This is a genomic window from Streptosporangium roseum DSM 43021, from assembly GCF_000024865.1.
GTDB classification, from domain to species: domain Bacteria; phylum Actinomycetota; class Actinomycetes; order Streptosporangiales; family Streptosporangiaceae; genus Streptosporangium; species Streptosporangium roseum.
In genome coordinates this window covers 9031933-9047044 of record NC_013595.1, presented here as the reverse complement: position 1 = coordinate 9047044, position 15112 = coordinate 9031933, and the positions used below count along the sequence as shown (strand labels likewise).

Annotated in this window: 14 protein-coding genes and 1 pseudogene; 9 read left to right on the top strand and 6 right to left on the bottom strand. The window is 71.4% G+C overall.

Annotation, left to right across the window (positions count from 1 at the left end; translation table 11 throughout):
* The first annotated feature begins 81 nt into the window (after positions 1 to 81).
* Genes SROS_RS39555 through SROS_RS39530 form a run of 6 tightly spaced genes read left to right on the top strand, consistent with a single transcriptional unit; the run spans position 82 to position 6472 of the window.
* Entirely contained in the window at positions 82 to 1650 is a 1569-nt protein-coding gene (locus tag SROS_RS39555) for a long-chain-fatty-acid--CoA ligase (RefSeq protein ID WP_012894579.1), read from the top strand.
* Complete coding sequence (locus SROS_RS39550) at positions 1650 to 2735, top strand: acyl-CoA dehydrogenase family protein (protein ID WP_012894578.1); 1086 nt, start codon at positions 1650 to 1652, stop codon at positions 2733 to 2735. The genes SROS_RS39555 and SROS_RS39550 overlap by 1 nt, the downstream gene beginning before the upstream one ends.
* Positions 2735 to 3889, top strand: a complete 1155-nt coding sequence (locus tag SROS_RS39545; protein ID WP_012894577.1) for an acyl-CoA dehydrogenase family protein — start codon at positions 2735 to 2737, stop codon at positions 3887 to 3889. The genes SROS_RS39550 and SROS_RS39545 overlap by 1 nt, the downstream gene beginning before the upstream one ends.
* Positions 3886 to 4845: a bifunctional MaoC family dehydratase N-terminal/OB-fold nucleic acid binding domain-containing protein gene (locus tag SROS_RS39540; protein WP_012894576.1), complete on the top strand. Its 960-nt coding sequence runs from the start codon at positions 3886 to 3888 to the stop codon at positions 4843 to 4845. The genes SROS_RS39545 and SROS_RS39540 overlap by 4 nt, the downstream gene beginning before the upstream one ends.
* The gene (locus tag SROS_RS39535; RefSeq protein WP_012894575.1) at positions 4845 to 5255 is read left to right on the top strand and encodes a MaoC/PaaZ C-terminal domain-containing protein; all 411 of its coding nucleotides are present in this window, start codon (positions 4845 to 4847) and stop codon (positions 5253 to 5255) included. Before SROS_RS39540 ends, SROS_RS39535 begins: the two co-directional genes overlap by 1 nt.
* 44 nt (positions 5256 to 5299) lie before the next feature.
* Positions 5300 to 6472, top strand: a complete 1173-nt coding sequence (locus SROS_RS39530) for a lipid-transfer protein (RefSeq protein WP_012894574.1) — start codon at positions 5300 to 5302, stop codon at positions 6470 to 6472.
* Positions 6473 to 6639: 167 nt separating this feature from the next.
* Here SROS_RS39530 and SROS_RS39525 read toward each other — a convergent pair whose 3' ends face one another.
* Together SROS_RS39525 and SROS_RS39520 are read right to left on the bottom strand one after the other, a co-directional pair.
* Positions 6640 to 7575 carry a hypothetical protein gene (locus SROS_RS39525; RefSeq protein WP_012894573.1) on the bottom strand — a complete coding sequence of 312 codons (936 nt, stop codon included), beginning with the start codon at positions 7573 to 7575 and terminating at the stop codon, positions 6640 to 6642.
* Entirely contained in the window at positions 7572 to 8132 is a 561-nt protein-coding gene (locus SROS_RS39520; protein ID WP_012894572.1) for an RNA polymerase sigma factor, read from the bottom strand. Before SROS_RS39520 ends, SROS_RS39525 begins: the two co-directional genes overlap by 4 nt.
* A gap of 293 nt (positions 8133 to 8425) precedes the next feature.
* Here SROS_RS39520 and SROS_RS39515 point away from each other — a divergent pair, with 293 nt between their 5' ends.
* The 3 genes and pseudogenes from SROS_RS39515 to SROS_RS53550 all read left to right on the top strand — a co-directional run.
* A complete protein-coding gene (locus SROS_RS39515; protein WP_012894571.1) occupies positions 8426 to 9424 on the top strand; it encodes a helix-turn-helix domain-containing protein in 999 nt (332 codons plus the stop codon).
* 67 nt (positions 9425 to 9491) lie between these two features.
* Positions 9492 to 10037: an IS5 family transposase gene (locus tag SROS_RS39510; protein ID WP_043653876.1), complete on the top strand. Its 546-nt coding sequence runs from the start codon at positions 9492 to 9494 to the stop codon at positions 10035 to 10037.
* Positions 9998 to 10114, top strand: a pseudogene (locus SROS_RS53550) (IS5-like element IS711 family transposase); the annotation flags it as partial. The gene SROS_RS39510 and the pseudogene SROS_RS53550, both read left to right, overlap by 40 nt.
* Positions 10115 to 10613: 499 nt before the next feature.
* On the opposite strand, the gene SROS_RS39500 reads toward SROS_RS53550, so the two are convergent.
* From SROS_RS39500 to SROS_RS39485, 4 genes are read right to left on the bottom strand one after another with little or no spacing between them, the layout of a single operon-like run.
* On the bottom strand, positions 10614 to 11792 hold the full coding sequence (locus SROS_RS39500) for an ABC transporter permease (protein WP_012894570.1): 1179 nt from the start codon (positions 11790 to 11792) through the stop codon (positions 10614 to 10616).
* Positions 11779 to 12456, bottom strand: coding sequence for an ABC transporter ATP-binding protein (locus tag SROS_RS39495; RefSeq protein WP_012894569.1), 678 nt, complete (start codon positions 12454 to 12456; stop codon positions 11779 to 11781). The genes SROS_RS39500 and SROS_RS39495 overlap by 14 nt, the downstream gene beginning before the upstream one ends.
* Positions 12449 to 14230, bottom strand: coding sequence for a peptidoglycan-binding domain-containing protein (locus SROS_RS46615; RefSeq protein WP_012894568.1), 1782 nt, complete (start codon positions 14228 to 14230; stop codon positions 12449 to 12451). The genes SROS_RS39495 and SROS_RS46615 overlap by 8 nt, the downstream gene beginning before the upstream one ends.
* Position 14231: 1 nt before the next feature.
* Complete coding sequence (locus SROS_RS39485; protein WP_012894567.1) at positions 14232 to 15101, bottom strand: hypothetical protein; 870 nt, start codon at positions 15099 to 15101, stop codon at positions 14232 to 14234.
* Between the last annotated feature and the right edge of the window lie 11 nt (positions 15102 to 15112).

Below are 15112 nucleotides of genomic sequence, written 5' to 3'. Positions count from 1 at the left end.
GGCCGCTCGCCCCTGGACAAATAATAGAATGTGTTCTACTTTTCGGAACTGCTGGCCTGAGCTTCATTGCTGGGAGGCGTGATGTCCGGGGAGACGTTGGCGGAGCTGCTGGAGCGGCGTGCCGGGGACGATCGGCCCGGTCTGTTCTTCGAGGACCAGGCGTGGAGCTGGCGTGAGTACGTCGCGGAGTGCCGGATCAGGGGCGCCCGGATGGACGCCCTGGGCCGGGCCGCGCACGTCGGGGTGCTGTCCGACAACGTTCCCGAGATGCTCTTCCTGCTGGGCGGTGCCGCCCTGTCCGGCCATGTGCTCGTCGCGCTGAACACGACCAGGAGCGCCGCCGAGCTCGCCCGCGACGCGGACGCGACCCACGTGGACCTCATCGTCCACGAACCGCCGTACGCGGAGCTGGCGGAGGAGGTCGCCGGACTCCGGGACGCGGCCCCGCCCGCCGAGCGCGACACCGGAGACGGGCTGGTCATGCTGATCTTCACCTCGGGGACGTCGGGCCGGCCCCGGGCGGTGCGGGTCACGCAGCGGAAGATCGCCGTCCCGGGCGTCAGCCTGGCGGCGATGCTCTCGCCGGAGGACGTCGTCTACTGCTCCATGCCGCTGTTCCACTCCGGGGCCGTCATGGCGGCGTACGCGCCGGCGGTGGCGTCCGGGGCGGCGCTGGTGATCCGGCGCAGGTTCTCCGCGTCCGGGCTGATGGCCGACGTCAGGCGCTACGGGGTCACGTATCTGCACTACGTCGGCAAGGCGCTCTCCTACGTCCTGTCCACCCCGCAGGAGCCCGGCGACCGGGACAACACGCTCAGGATCGCCTTCGGCAACGAGGGGAGCGCCACCGCGGTCCGCAGGTTCGGGGAACGGTTCGGCTGCCACGTCATCGACGCGTTCGGGTCCACCGAGACCGCGATCGCGATCACCCCCGACCCGGCGGGGCCGAGCGGCTGCCTGGGCAGGCTGCCCGACGGCGTCGAGATCCGCGACCCCGCCGGCGGGCGGAGGTGCCCGGCCGCGGTCATCGAGGACGGGCGGCTGCTCAACGGGGACGAGGCGATCGGGGAGCTGGTCAACACCGGGGGGCCGGGCCTGTTCGACGGCTACTACAACGACCCCGAGGGCGACCGCGAGCGGATCAGGGAGGGCGTGTTCTGGTCGGGCGACCTGGCCTACGCCGACTCCCGGGGCTACGTGTTCTTCGCCGGGCGGGGCACCGAGCGGCTCCGCGTGGACGGGGAGAACCTGGCGGTCGCGCCGATCGAGGCGGTCGTCCGCGAGTTCCCCGGCGTGGTCGAGGCGGCCGTCTACCCGGTGCCGGACGCGGCGGCGGGCGACCAGGTCATGGCGGCCCTGGTGCTGGAGAACGGCTTCGACCAGGCGGCCTTCGAGGGCTTCCTGGCCGGCCGGAGGGACGTCGGCCCGAAAGCCGTACCCCGATATATCCGCATATGTAAGGAGTTGCCGCAGACCGCCTCGCACAAGGTCGTCAAGCGGATCCTCGCCAAGGAGGCCTGGCACACCGGCGACCCCGTCTGGTGGCGCCCCCCGGGGCAGCGGGGATGGCGGCCGCTGACCCCCGACGACATCACCGAGATCGACGACGAGTTCGTCCGGCACGGCCGGCCGCATCCCCTGGAGCGCTAGTGGACTTCAACCTTGACGAGACGCAGAGTGACCTGCGCGACCTCGCGGCCGAGCTGCTCGGCCGCGAGGTGACATCCAGCAGGCTCGAAGCCCACGAGGCGAGCGGCGCGCCGTACGACGCGAAGCTGTGGCGCTCCCTGGCCCAGGCCGGGCTGCTGGGCGCCTGCCTCCCGGAGGAGGCGGGCGGCGCCGGTCTCGGGCCGGTGGGGCTGGCGGTCGTCCTGCGGGAGATCGGCGCGCATGTGGCCCCGGTCCCCGTCCAGCAGAGCCTGGTCACCGCGCTGGCCATCGCCCGGTACGGCTCCCGCGAGCAGCGCGAGGCGCTGGCCCCCCTGGCCGAGGGCGGCCTCGTGCTGGCCTCCGCGCTGCGCGAGCCGGGCCGCGACCTCGGTGCCGCACCGACCGCGACCGCCCGCGAGGAGGGCGGCGGATGGGTGCTGCACGGGCGCAAGAGCACGGTGTCGTACGCGGCCCAGACGTCGAAGGTCCTCGTCCCGGCCACCACCGACGAGGGAGTCGGGCTGTTCCTGGTCGCCCCGGAGGCGATGACCGTGCGGGCGGAGCAGGTCTCCACCGGCGAACCCGCCGCCACGCTCACGCTGGACGGCGCCCCGGGCGAGCCGGTGGGCGCGCGGGACGGCGAGGCGTTCGCCGGGCTGCGGCGGCTGGCGCTGGCCGGGATCGTCGCCGTCTCCTCCGGCGTGCTGGCCGGGGCACTGGCGCTGACCACGGAGTACATCAGGACCCGCAGGCAGTTCGACCGGGCGCTGGCCGAGTTCCAGGCGGTGACCGTGCAGATCGCCGACGTCTACATCGCCGGCCGCGCGCTGGACGTGGCCGTGTGGTCCGGGGCGTGGCGGCTGGCCGAGGGATCGGCCGAGGAGGCCGAGACGGACCTGGCGGTCGCGGCCCTCACGGTGACGGACCCGGTGCTCAAGGCGCTCTACACCTGCCAGCACCTGCACGGCGGGATCGGCCTGGACGTGACCTACCCGCTGCACCGCTACTTCGCCTGGGGCAAGCACCACGCCCACCTGCTGGGCGGCGTGGAGGCCCGGCTCGACACGATCGGAGCGCTCGTCTGATGCTGATCGACCTGACCCCCGAGCAGAGACGGCTCCGCGACGAGCTGCGCGACTACTTCCGGGGCTGCCTGACCGCCGAGGACCGCAAGAAGATCTCCACCGACCCGTTCGGCCAGGCCTACATGGAGCACTGCCGCAACCTCGGCCGCGACGGCAAGCTCGGGCTGGGCTGGCCGAAGGAGTACGGCGGCGGCGGGTACGGCCCGCTGGAGCAGCAGATCTTCGCCAACGAGATCGCCCGTGCCGAGGTGCCCTACCCGATCATCACGGTGCAGACCGTCGGCCCCACCCTCATGCAGTACGGCACGGCGGCGCAGAAGGAGTTCTTCCTGCCGCGCATCCTGGCGGGGGAGTGCCACTTCGCGATCGGCTACAGCGAGCCCGGAGCGGGCACCGACCTGGCGTCCCTGCGCACCACCGCGGTCCGCGACGGCGACCACTACGTCGTCAACGGCCAGAAGATCTTCACGTCGGGGGCGCACTACTCCCAGTACATCTGGCTGGCCGCCCGGACCGACCCGGCGGCCAAAAAACACCGCGGCATCACGATGATGATCGTCGACTGCGCCGACCCCGGCTTCTCGTGGACCCCGATCACCACCATGGACGGGCGCCACCACACCAACTCCACCTACTACGCCGACGTGCGCGTGCCGGTGGACATGGTGGTGGGGGAGGAGAACAAGGGCTGGGACCTGATCGTCAACCAGCTCAACCACGAACGGGTCACGCTGGGCCCGGCGGGCAACATCGCCCACACCTACGACCGCTTCCTTCGCTGGGCGCGTGACACCGGCCTGATCGAGGAACCCGCCGTACGGCGGGCGCTCGGCCGGGTCTACGCCTACTTCCGGACCAACGAGCTGCTGAACTGGCAGGTCGCGGCCAACATGGACCTGGGCTGGCTGGGCGCCCCCGACGCCTCGGCCACCAAGATCTACGGCTCGGAGCGGATGCAGGAGGTCGGCAGGATCGTCGGCGACGTCCTGGCCCGCTTCGGCGACCCGGCCGACCCGGCGACGGCCGACTTCGTCGACCGCCTCGACCACGGCGTCAAGGGCGCGATCGTGCTCACCTTCGGCGGCGGTGTCAACGAGGTCCAGCGCGAGCTGATCGCCATGCTCGGCCTGAGCCTGCCGAGGCCGCCCCGATGACCGCGACGGCGGAGGCGGACCTCCACGACCGGCTCATGGCCCTGGCCGAGCGGCAGATCGCGGTCGGCGAGGTCCGGGGCGTCGCGGCGGCGGACCCGGTGAACCTCCCGATGATCCGGCACTGGGCCGCGGCCATGGGGGACGCCAACCCGGTCTACACCGACGCGGAGGCCGCGGCGGGCAGCGTGCACGGGGAGGTGGTGGCGCCTCCGGCGATGATCCAGGTCTGGACCATGCCCGGCATGGACAGGGACGGCAGGCAGGCGACCACCCCGGTCGACGACGTGCTCCGGGCGCTGGACGGCAACGGCTACACCGGGGTGGTCGCGACCAACTGCGAGCAGACCTACCACCGCTACCTGAGGCTCGGCGAGCGGCTGGTCCCGGCCACCCGGTTCGCCGGGCTCTCCGGGCCGAAGAAGACGGCGCTCGGCGAGGGCTACTTCGTCACCTGGAACATCACGTGGTACTCGCAGGACGAACCCGTGGCCGACATGCTGTTCCGGGTACTGAAATTTCGCCCCCGGGAGCGGAAAACCAAGCCCGAGGCGCGCGAGCCGTACCCGCTGAAGCCCGCGATCAACAGGGACACCGCGTTCTTCTGGGAAGGTGTCGGCAGAGGCGAGCTCCGGATCCAGAAATGCGCCGACTGCGGTGAGCTCCGGCATCCCCCGGGGCCGGTCTGCCCGTCGTGCCGTTCGGTCGAGCGGACGCACGTCGTGGCGAGCGGCGCGGGTGAGGTCTACAGCTACGTCGTGCACCACAACCCGCCGGTCCCGGGGCGGAGCACCCCCTTTGTGGTCGCAGTGGTGGAGCTGCCGGAAGGTGTGCGGATCGTGGGCAATGTTGTGGACTGTCCCCCTGAAGAAGTGGGTATCGGTATGCAGTTGCGTGTGACGTATCGCCAGATGGACGACGAGCTGATCCTGCCGATGTGGGTCCCCCAGGAGTCGTGATGCGGACGCTTACCGAAGACCAGGTCGAGATCGGATCCGTCCTCCCCGATCTCGTGATCGAGCTGACTCCCACCGCGATCGTCTCGACGGCGCTGGCGACGATGGACTTCACCCCGGTCCACCACGACGCCGGACGCGCCAGAGCCCAGGGTTCCAAGGACATCTTCCTCAACATCCTGACCACGATGGGCCTCGTCGAGCGCTACGTCACCGACTGGGCGGGCCCCGAGGCGCTGATCCGCGGCATCAACGTCAAGCTCGGCGTCCCCGCCTACGCGGGTGACACGCTGACCTTCACCGGCGCCGTCGTCGCCTGCGAGAACGGCGAGTTCGCCGTGGAGGTCCGGGGCAAGGTCAGCCTCGGCGACCACGCCTCCGGCACCGTCCGGTTCGCCCTCCCCGACCGCTGACCGCGGCCTCCGCGCGCTCCATCCGAAGAAAGGCACCCATCACCGTGGTCTCCCTTCCGGGGAGTACGGCTGTCGCCGGCATCGGCGCGACCGAGTTCTCCAAGCAGTCAGGGCGGTCCGAGCTCCAGCTCGCCGCCGAGGCGGTGTTCGCGGCGCTGGACGACGCGGGCCTGAGCCCCGCGGACGTGGACGGGCTGGTGACCTACACCCAGGACACCAACCAGGAGATCGCCGTGGCCCGCGAGGTGGGCATCGGCGATCTGACGTTCTTCTCCCGCGTGCACTACGGCGGCGGCGCGGCGTGCGGCACCGTGCTGCACGCGGCGATGGCGGTCGCCACCGGGGTCGCCGAGACCGTGGTCTGCTACCGCGCGTTCAACGAGCGCTCGGGGCGCAGGTTCGGCCAGCCCGACGCCCGGATCGGCGGCGAGCCCTCGTCGCAGGGCCTTGAGATGAGCTGGCACGTGCCGTACGGGCTGATGACCCCGGCGGCCTGGGTCGCCATGTTCGCCCGGCGCTACATGCACGCCTACGGCGTGACGTCCGAGGACTTCGGCCGGGTGGCCGTGGCCATGCGACGGCACGCGGCCACCAACCCCGCCGCGTGGTTCCACGGCCGCCCGATCACGCTGGAGGAGCACCAGGCCTCCAAGTGGATCGTCGAGCCGCTGCACCTGCTCGACTGCTGCCAGGAGAGCGACGGCGCGGTCGCCCTGGTGGTCACCTCCGCCGAGCGGGCCAGGGACCTGCGCAGGTCGCCCGCGCTGATCAGCGCCGCGGCCCAGGGCGCCGGCGCCGGCCAGCTGATGATGACCAGCTACTACCGCGACGAGATGACCGGCCTGCCGGAGATGGGGGTGGTCGGCCGCCGGCTCTGGGAGCAGTCCGGCCTGGGGCCCGCCGACATCCAGACCGCCATCCTGTACGACCACTTCACCCCGTTCGTGCTGACCCAGCTGGAGGAGCTCGGCTTCTGCGGCCGGGGTGAGGCGCGTGACTTCGTGGCCGGCGGCGGCATCGAGATCGACGGCCGCCTGCCGGTCAACCCGCACGGCGGCCAGCTCGGCGAGGCCTACATCCACGGCATGAACGGCATCGCCGAGGCCGTCCGGCAGATCCGGGGTACCTCGGTGAACCAGGTCGCCGGGGTCCGCAACGTCCTGGTCACCGCCGGGACCGGCGTGCCCACCAGCGGCCTGGTCCTGTCGGCGGAGTGACGGCCGCACCGGTGCCCACGGCGAGCCGGGCGACCGGCCGCACCGGTGACCGGGGCGGCGGTACGGCTCCCGCCCGTGTGGTGGGCGAGATCCGTGTCCGGCGGTGCGCGCCCGACCTGGACGGCCGCCGCCCGTGACGCGCGCGGCGGCCGTGCTCGCCCGCGAGGTCAGGAGGGGGGGCGCGCTCCCTTCTCGAACGGGTTCTCCGGCAGGCGCTCGGGTGTCACGAGCAGCCGGATGACGCCGGCCTTCACCTGCCAGGCGTGCCAGACGGTCCAGTCGCCTCGCACCTGGTCCGCGGAGAGCGGCTCGAAGGACAGGGCGCCGGTCTCGGCGTCCGGCCGGATGCGGCTGAACTCCACGGTCAGGTCGCGCCTGCGGGCCTCGGCCAGCATGGCGTCCACCGGGCGGCCGTCCTGCAGCTGCACCCCGCCGAACATCTCACCGGGTGCGGTGGCCCAGTCGGGATTCTTGTACTCCTCTCCCGGCTCTGCCCGGCGCCCCAGCGAGAGGCTCATGTTGCCGGTGTAGTCGGCGGGGACCCGCATCGTCAGCTCGCAGCCGGCCTGGTTCGGCTCGCCGCAGTTCTCGGGGGTGAACTTCAGGGTGGGGAGGGAGCCGCCCGAGGCGGAGCGGGCAGGTCCGGCACCGGAGGATTTGCTCCACCTGACGCTCAGGAACTTCCCCACTGCGGTCGGCGAGGCGGGCACCAGGCGGAGATCGATGTCCAGGCCGACCGCGTGGAACGCCTCGGTGTACTTCGCGTGGTCGGCGAGCGGGTCCTTGATGCGGGCCACGTACTGGTCGCCGTCCAGTTCGATGGCGATGGCGGAGTTCGCGTAGCTCGTGGCGCTCTCGTCTCCGAGCACACCGGGGCCGACGATGACACCGATGACGAGCGCGCCGGCCGCGAGCGCCCCGGCCACCAGGCGCGGCATCCGCAGCCGCCACGGTGACGGCGCGGTGACAGCGGTGGTGGTCGCGCCAGGGCCGGCGACGATCGAGGCGAGCAGTGCCTGCGCCCCCGCGGCAGACACCTGATCGGTCAGTTCGCCGTCGTGGACGCGGGCCAGCCGGTCCAGCGGCTCATGGATGTTCCTCACAGTGGCCTCCCCGTCGTGAGCCGCACGTCCCGGCTCATCGGAATGGATTCGACGCCCTCCGCCGCCAGCCCGCGCGAGAAGCGCCTGCGGGCACGGTGCAGCCGGATGCGTACGGCGTTGCGGGAGCCGCCCAGGACGCGTGCGATCTCCCCGGCGTCCAGGCCCTCCCAGACGACGAGCGACAGCAGCTCGCGATCGTCGTCGGACAGCTCACGGAACACGCGGCCTATCGCGCCGCGTTCCACGTGTTCTTCGGGCGAGGGCGTCCGGGCATAGCGATCGGCGATGTCCTCGCGCAGCGCCGTCTGGTGGGTGTGGCGGCGGAGCCGGCCCCGGCGATGGTTGGCGAGGACGTTGCGGGCCACGCCGTACAGCCAGAGCCTGGCCTGCTCGCCGGACGGCAGGTCGTCGACCTTCCGCCACGCGATCTCGAACGTCTCGGCCACCACGTCCGCCGCGTCTTCCGGAGAGTCGCAGCGGCGCATCGCGTAGCCGAGGATCTGGCCATAAGTATCGAGATAAACCCTCTCGAACAGGATTTTTCGGTCGTCACCCATGGGCGGTTCCCACGGCGGCCTCCTCGGTGATGGGGTCGTGTGCACCCACTCATGTCGGAGGTGCCGCGATCATTTCTCCTCAATCAGAGAAATATTGGGAAATGTCGCTTGCTCCGGCCTCGCCGCCAGGACGGGGCCGGGTCCGCGGTGCCGGGCGGGCCGGGACGGCCGGCGGCGGACCGCCGCCCGAACGGGTGCGGGATGTTCCCCGTGCCTCCGCTCACCATGGCGGCCTTGACAGGGTGCGGTGAAGTTGCGCCCGTTATGCGTGTTTCGGATGGCATTATTGCGACATGTTGGAAACGGTCGGGCTGGATCCGCTGGAGGAACGCGTCTACCGGTTCCTGGTCACGGCAGCCGAGGCCGGCGTCACCGACCTGGTCGGCGAGCTGGGGCTCGACGTCGCGACAGCCGAGGCGGCGCTGCGGTCGATGGAGGCCAGAGGCCTGGTCCGGCCGGCCGTCCCGGAGCCGGCCGCCCCGGCGGAGCGGCGTTTCACCGCGGTGGCCCCCGACATCGTGCTGGGCGCCCGGCTGCTGCGCCAGCAGCAGTCGCTCGACTGGGCGCGGCGCGAGGTGGAGCAACTGGCCGAGGAACACCGGGGCAACGCCCGCCGCCGCGACGCCGACCGGCTCGTCGAGGTGCTCCCCAACCGGATCGCGATGCGAGAGCAGCTCGAACACCTGCAGGAGAACGCCCGCGAGGAGGTCCTCTGCTTCTGCCGGGGACGCGCGATCGTGATGCACGCGACCGAGAACGACGCGGAGCTCGACGCGCTGCGCCGCGGGGTGGTCTACCGGGTGATCTACGAGCGCGACCTGCTGGAGGAACCGGGGATGCAGGCCAACGTGGCCTATGGCGTCAAGCTGGGGGAGAGCGCCCGAGCCCTGCCCCGGCTGCCGGTCCGGCTGATGGTCGTGGACCGGGAGATCGGCCTGATGCCGCTGGTACGGCATGCCGGGACGTCGGAGCCGACGGCCGCGCTGATACGGGGCGGCGAGCTGCTGGAGGTGCTGATCGCGCTGTTCGAGAGCTACTGGGACCGGGCGACGCCGCTGCGGATCGCCGAGGACGGCGTCCTCACCGAGGGAACCCATCCCTGCCCGCTGAACTCCGACGACCTGTACCTGCTGTCGCTGCTGGTCGCCGGGGTGCCGGACAAGTCGATCGCCAGCCAGCTCGGGCTCAGCCAGCGGACCGTGCAGCGCCGCCTGTCGCACATCATGGAGCTCGCCGGCGCGCAGACCAGGATGCAGCTCGCCTGGCACGCCGCCCGGGAACGATGGCTCTAGAAGCTGTTTGAAGTTCGGATCTAGATGAGGATCGGTGGTTAGCTGCCGTGATTGGTAGAACTCGGATGTGGCGCGCTTTGATGTGACCGATGCCGAGTGGGCTTTGATCGAGCCGCAGCTGCCGCTGGCGGCGACCGGACCGCTGCCACGGCGGGTGCGCGACCAGTTCAACGGGATCTTGTGGTGGTTTCGCACCGGGTCCAGCTGGCGTGACGTCCCGAAACGCTACGGGTCTTGGTCCACCGTCTACTCCCGGTTCAACTCCTGGGCCAAAGCCGGCGTGTTCCAGGGCCTGATGGACGCGCTGATCGCCGAGGCCGCATCGCGAGGACAGGTCGGGCTGGAACTGGTCAGCGTGGACTCCACGATCGTGCGGGCGCATCAGGACTCGGCCGGGCCGGCGGTCGCCGGGGAAACCCTGGACGCGTTGGAGCAGGCGCTGACCGAGGAAAAGGGGGCTCCGCTTCCCGAGCAGCCGCCGGTGCTGCGGGTGACGCGCCGCAGGCCCCGCCCGATGCCGACGCGCCACAGGCGGACGATCGCGCCGCCATCCGGCGACGCCGTGAAGCTCGGGCGGAGGCGGCCGCGCTCGGCCGATCCCGAGGCGGACTGAGCAGCAAGATCCATGCCGTGGCCGATAGCGCGGGGTTGCCGCTGGTTTTCGTGCTCACGCCTGGGCAGGCCGCTGACTGCCCGCGGTTCACCACCGTCTTGGACGAGATCCGCGTGACCGGGCCGGTGGGCCGGCCCCGGACTCGCCCTGCCGCGATGGGGTCGTAGCGGGTGTCGGCAGGCAGGGTCTCCAGAGCGGTGTAGACCTCCTTGACCAGGCCGTCCTGATGGTCAGGCTTCGGCTCGCCGGAGGCGGTGTACAGGCGGTCGATCAACTTGATCTGAAGCGCATGCACGCCGGCGCTGACCCGGCCCTGCACGACGTATTCCTCGTATTCCTCGGGCGTGAGGATCATTGCTCTTCACCTCCTTGGTCGCTGGTAGTCAGGGATCAGTTGGTGCCCGTTCGGGACTTGCACCCGAAGGTCTGCTGGTCGGGCCGGCCCCGGTGGGTTCCCCGGGGTCGGGCGATGATCAGCTGGTGCGGAGCGATGACCCGACGAAGATCGTGCTCTCGGACTCAAGCGGACCGGCCGACCAGTCGTTCCGCTGTTCTGTGCCACCACTCCACGAACGGTCATCGCAGCGCGTCGACCGGCTCCATGCGGGCCGCGCGCAGCGCCGGATACAGGCCCGCCAGGAGCCCCACCAGCGCACCCGCCACCGGCGCGACCAGCGCCAGCCGTACGTCGAGGACCGGGGTCCACTGCCGCACGGCCGCCACCGCGACCACAGCCACCATCCCCAGGCTGGCCCCGATCACCCCGCCGGTCAGCCCGATCAGGCTGGACTCCAGCAGGAACTGGGCGGCGATGTGCCGGCGGGCTGCGCCCAGCGCGCGGCGCAGGCCGATCTCGGAGACCCGCTCCATGACCGTGACCAGGGTGACGTTCGCGATGCCCACCGCGCCGACGACCAGGGAGACCAGGCCGAGGACGAGAAAAAGGCCGTTGACGTCGTCCTGGGCGCCGTCCCGCGCCCGCTTGGGACTGGGCGGGGCGATCACCTGCAGTTCCCCGCTGCGGTCGGGGCTGAGCGCGAGCGGCGCCTGGCGGGCGATGAGCTCGGCGGCGCCCAGCTGGGTGGCGACCAGGACACGGGTGACGTCCTTCAGGCCGAAATCGGGACCCAGGCCAGGCGGGACGAGCACCGCGCTGGACAGGATCTGCTCGCGCCGCAGGCCGCCGACAATGCCGATGACCGTATAGGCCCGGTCCTTGATGAACACCGCCGGCGAGTGCTCCAGGCTGGTGATCCCGAGCATCTCGGCGGCCTGCTCGCCCAGCACGACCACCCGGTCGTGGCGGGCCACGTGGCCGGCGTCGTAGAACCGCCCGGCCACCATCCGGCCACGGGTGGTCTCCGGCAGGTCGGGGGTGGCCGCGACGACCGCGAGGGTCTGCCCGGCCACTCGGGTCGGGTCGAGCAGGTTGTTGGCGGTCACGACGAGGTTGGAGCTGTCGTCGCTCTGCGCCAGCGCCGTCGCCGACGTCACGCCGCGCAGGCCTCGCAGCTCTTTGGCCGCCCCCCAGGTGACCAGAGGGTTGTGGCCGCCTCGGGGCACCTCGACGGTGATGCTGGTGGCCAGCAGCTCGTCGAAGCGACCGACGATCTGGTTACCCGCGGTCGCCGCGATGCCCAGGGTGACCACCAGCGTGGTGATGCCCAGGACGGTGCCGAGAGTGGTCAGGGCCGAGCGCATCGGACGGGCGAGCATCCCGGCCAGGGACTCTGCCCACAGGTCAAGGAGCTTCACTGAGCGCCCCGTCCGCGATCCGGACCCGCCGTTTGGCCCTGGCGCTCACCTCGTCCTCGTGCGTGATCACCAGGATGGTCAGGCCCTCGGCGCGCAGGCCCTCGAACAGATCGAGGATGGCCTCGGTGTTGCGGCTGTCGAGGTTGCCGGTCGGCTCATCGCACAGCAGCAGGGCGGGCTTGGCCATCAGCGCGCGGGCGATGGCCACGCGCTGGCGCTCGCCGCCCGACAGCCGGTCGGGGCCGAAGCCGACGCGATGGCTCATGCCCACCTGCGCCAGCGCCCGCTCGGCACGGGCCCGCCGGCCGGTGCGCGGGTGCGGGCCGTACACCTCGGCGAGCATCACATTCTCCACGACCGTCCGGTGGGGCAGCAGGTGGAAGGACTGGAAGACGAAACCGATACGGGTACCGCGCAGCCGGGTCCGCGCGCCGTCGCGCAGCGCCGTGGTCTCGACGCCGTCCAGGCGGTAGGAGCCGGAGGTCGGCCGGTCCAGCAGTCCGAGGATGTTGAGCAGGGTGGACTTGCCGGAGCCGGACGGCCCGACGATGGCCACGTAGTCGCCCGGATCGACCCGCAGCTCCACGTCGGCCAGCGCGCGCACCGGCGGCTCGGAGGGGAAGTCACGGCACACGCCGGCCAGCTCGATGACGGGCTCAGACATCGCTCACCACGACCCGGTCGCCCTCCTCGAGCTCGCCGGCGCGTACCGGCGTGACCTCCACGTCGCCGTCGGCGGTCAGCCCGGTCCGAACCTCGACCTCGCGGGTACGGTCGCCGTCCAGCGCCACCCTGACCCGCGGCCGGCCGTCGGCGGAGGTGACCACGGCGGACACCGGCACCGCCAGCACCTCGCCCTCGGTCGAGCCGACCGAGATCCGCACCGTCATCGGCGAGCCGACCAGCGATTTGAGCCCCTTGGCCGAGCCGGGCGTGAGCAGGACGGGCACCGAGCCGGTATCCGACCCATCGTCCTTCTCGCCTTCCTCACCCTCCGCCGGGCTCACGCGGGCCTCCTCACCGGTCGCGGTCAGCGTGGCGGGCAGCTGGGTTCCGTCCATGGTCTCCATCGACGCCTCCTGGCCAGGACGCAGCAGCTTGGCCTCCTTGGCGTCGACCGACCCGGTGACCGCGAAGGCGGAGCTGGTCACGGTGGCGACCTTGCCCTCGATGGTGTCGCCGGGCTTGACCTCCGCCTTGTCGATGCGGGCAGGCAGGGTCGGCAGGAAGACGATCTCACCGGCCGGAACGCTCACCCCGTACGTCTTGAGGAACTCGGCCAGCATGGTGTGGGCGTCGGCCAGGTTGCCCTTGCTGTGGGCGACCTTCATCCGCAGCGGCGAGACCTTCCTGGCCCGGCCGAGCGCCTGGGCGGCGGTGGCCTCGGCCTCCTTCGCGGTGCGCACGCCCTTGTGCAGCTCCTCCAGCCGCTTGTCCCGCTCGACGCGGATCTGCTCCTCGTAGGCGGCGACCGCCTGCTGGGCCTCGTAGAGGTCCTGCCGGGTGTTGGCCAGCTTCATCTCCAGCAGGCTCGTGTCCACCGCACTGGGCATGGGCGCGGGGGTGGGCGCCGGCGTGGTGGGAGGGGTGGTGGTCGGCGTGGGGGCCGGTCTCACGGCCTCGGCCAGGGCCTGCTCGGCCGCGAGGACCTGCTCCTCGGCAGCTCGGACGGCACGGCGCAACGCGGCCAGCTGAGTCTCCTGTTCGGGCGTGATCTCCGGCGCCTCCTCCAACGCCTTTTCGGCGGATCGCAGGTCACGCCGGGCGTTGTCGAGGCGAATCCTGAGCGGCCGCACGTCCACCCCCTCGTCCAGGGCCTTGCGGTCGGCGGCCAAGATCTCCTTGGCGGTCTGTACGGCCTGGCGCAGCTGCTGCAGCGTCTTGCGCGACTCCAGGTCGGGTTCCTGCGCCTTGTAGCCGCGCTTGGCGTACCAGCGCTTCACCGCCGCCACGGTGGCCGCGTCGAAGACGCCGGTCACCTTCACCCGCAACGCGCGCTGGAACTGCTTGACGTCGTCGCCCTCGGTGCCCGGCACGAGTGGCCGGTACATCGGCTTCTTCCCCTCCATGGCGAACACCGGCCGCCCGTTGACCTGCATCAGCACCTGACCCGCACGGATCGGGCCGGGTTTGGGCGCCGTGGTGACGCGCTGCGGCGTGCCGCCGGCGCCACCCGCGCCGCCGTTCCCACCTGCCCCGCCCACCGTGCCGGCCAGCGTGACCGGCAGCGGCGAGCCGTACGTGAGCGTGCCGCTGACCGTGACAGTACTGGTGAGCCTGCGCAGCTCGACCGGCGCCGTGACCAGGGAGGGCTTGGGCGGGCGGCGCGCGGACGCCTCATCTGCCGGCGAACGCAGCCGGGAGCCGACCGCCCACCCCGCCCCGGCGATCACCAGCACTCCTGCCACCACGAGGGCGAGCACTCTGGACCTGCGCACGTCACCCCTTGACCGTGACGGCCATGCCCATGCCCATGCCGGGCAGGAGCTGGGCACGCTCGTAGACCTCGTTCAGCTTGGGCCGGTAGGCGGCGTAGAAGTCCTTGCCGCACTCCAGGTCGTCCAGGGCTGCCTTGATCTCGCGCTGCAACAGGGGTCGCGCCTCGTCCGCCGTCGGGGTCTGCTCCCTGGCGAGCTCGCCGAACTCCGTCATGAACGAGTTCTCGGTGCTGCGCGCGATGTCGGAAGGGCGCTGCGAGGTGACCCGGTAGCCTTTGCCCTTGAGGCAGTCGGCGAACGCGCCCGCCAGCTCCACCAGCTTGGGATCGCCGTCGATCTCGCGGCTGATGATCTGCTCCATCATCTCGCTCTGGGCCTTGCCCGCTTCCTGCATCGACTTGTGCTTCTTGCCGGTGGCCTTGTTGATCATCTCGAGGTGGCAGGCGCTCATCGCGTCGAAATACGCCTCCCGCTGCGGCTTCGACAGCCCGGCGATCACCTTGCCGTTGGGGTCGTCGCCGCCGTCCCCGTCACCCATCCGGCGGGCCATCCGGCCGACCCCGTCGTTGGGGTAGACGAAGGAGGCGGCGAACCCGAAGCCGTACTTACTGCGATATTTCTTCATCCCGGCGTAGTCGCCGGACATCTCCTGCTTGATCGCGTCCGGCGGCTCCGGCATGGACACCATCGGGTGATAGGTGAAGCCCTTGCCCTTCATGCAGGTGGCGAGCTGGGTCTGGGCCTGGCGCTGCTGGTTGGCGGGATCAGCGGAGGGCGTCGCGGCCGCCTCGGTCCCGCCGGACGAGGCGCAGCCCGTGAGGGTCGCCAGGATGGTCGCGGCGATCGCGAGCGGCACTCGGGAGTCGGTCATGGAGCTTCACT

Bases quoted from the DNA above. Each gene is read 5' to 3' on its own strand.
- SROS_RS39555 (WP_012894579.1), top strand. From the start codon at position 82: ATGTCCGGGGAGACGTTGGCGGAGCTGCTGGAGCGGCGTGCCGGGGAC.
- SROS_RS39545 (WP_012894577.1), top strand. From the start codon at position 2,735: ATGCTGATCGACCTGACCCCCGAGCAGAGACGGCTCCGCGACGAGCTG.
- SROS_RS39540 (WP_012894576.1), top strand. From the start codon at position 3,886: ATGACCGCGACGGCGGAGGCGGACCTCCACGACCGGCTCATGGCCCTG.
- SROS_RS39535 (WP_012894575.1), top strand. From the start codon at position 4,845: ATGCGGACGCTTACCGAAGACCAGGTCGAGATCGGATCCGTCCTCCCC.
- SROS_RS39520 (WP_012894572.1), bottom strand. From the start codon at position 8,132: ATGGGTGACGACCGAAAAATCCTGTTCGAGAGGGTTTATCTCGATACT.
- SROS_RS39515 (WP_012894571.1), top strand. From the start codon at position 8,426: ATGTTGGAAACGGTCGGGCTGGATCCGCTGGAGGAACGCGTCTACCGG.
- SROS_RS39495 (WP_012894569.1), bottom strand. From the start codon at position 12,456: ATGTCTGAGCCCGTCATCGAGCTGGCCGGCGTGTGCCGTGACTTCCCC.
- SROS_RS39485 (WP_012894567.1), bottom strand. From the start codon at position 15,101: ATGACCGACTCCCGAGTGCCGCTCGCGATCGCCGCGACCATCCTGGCG.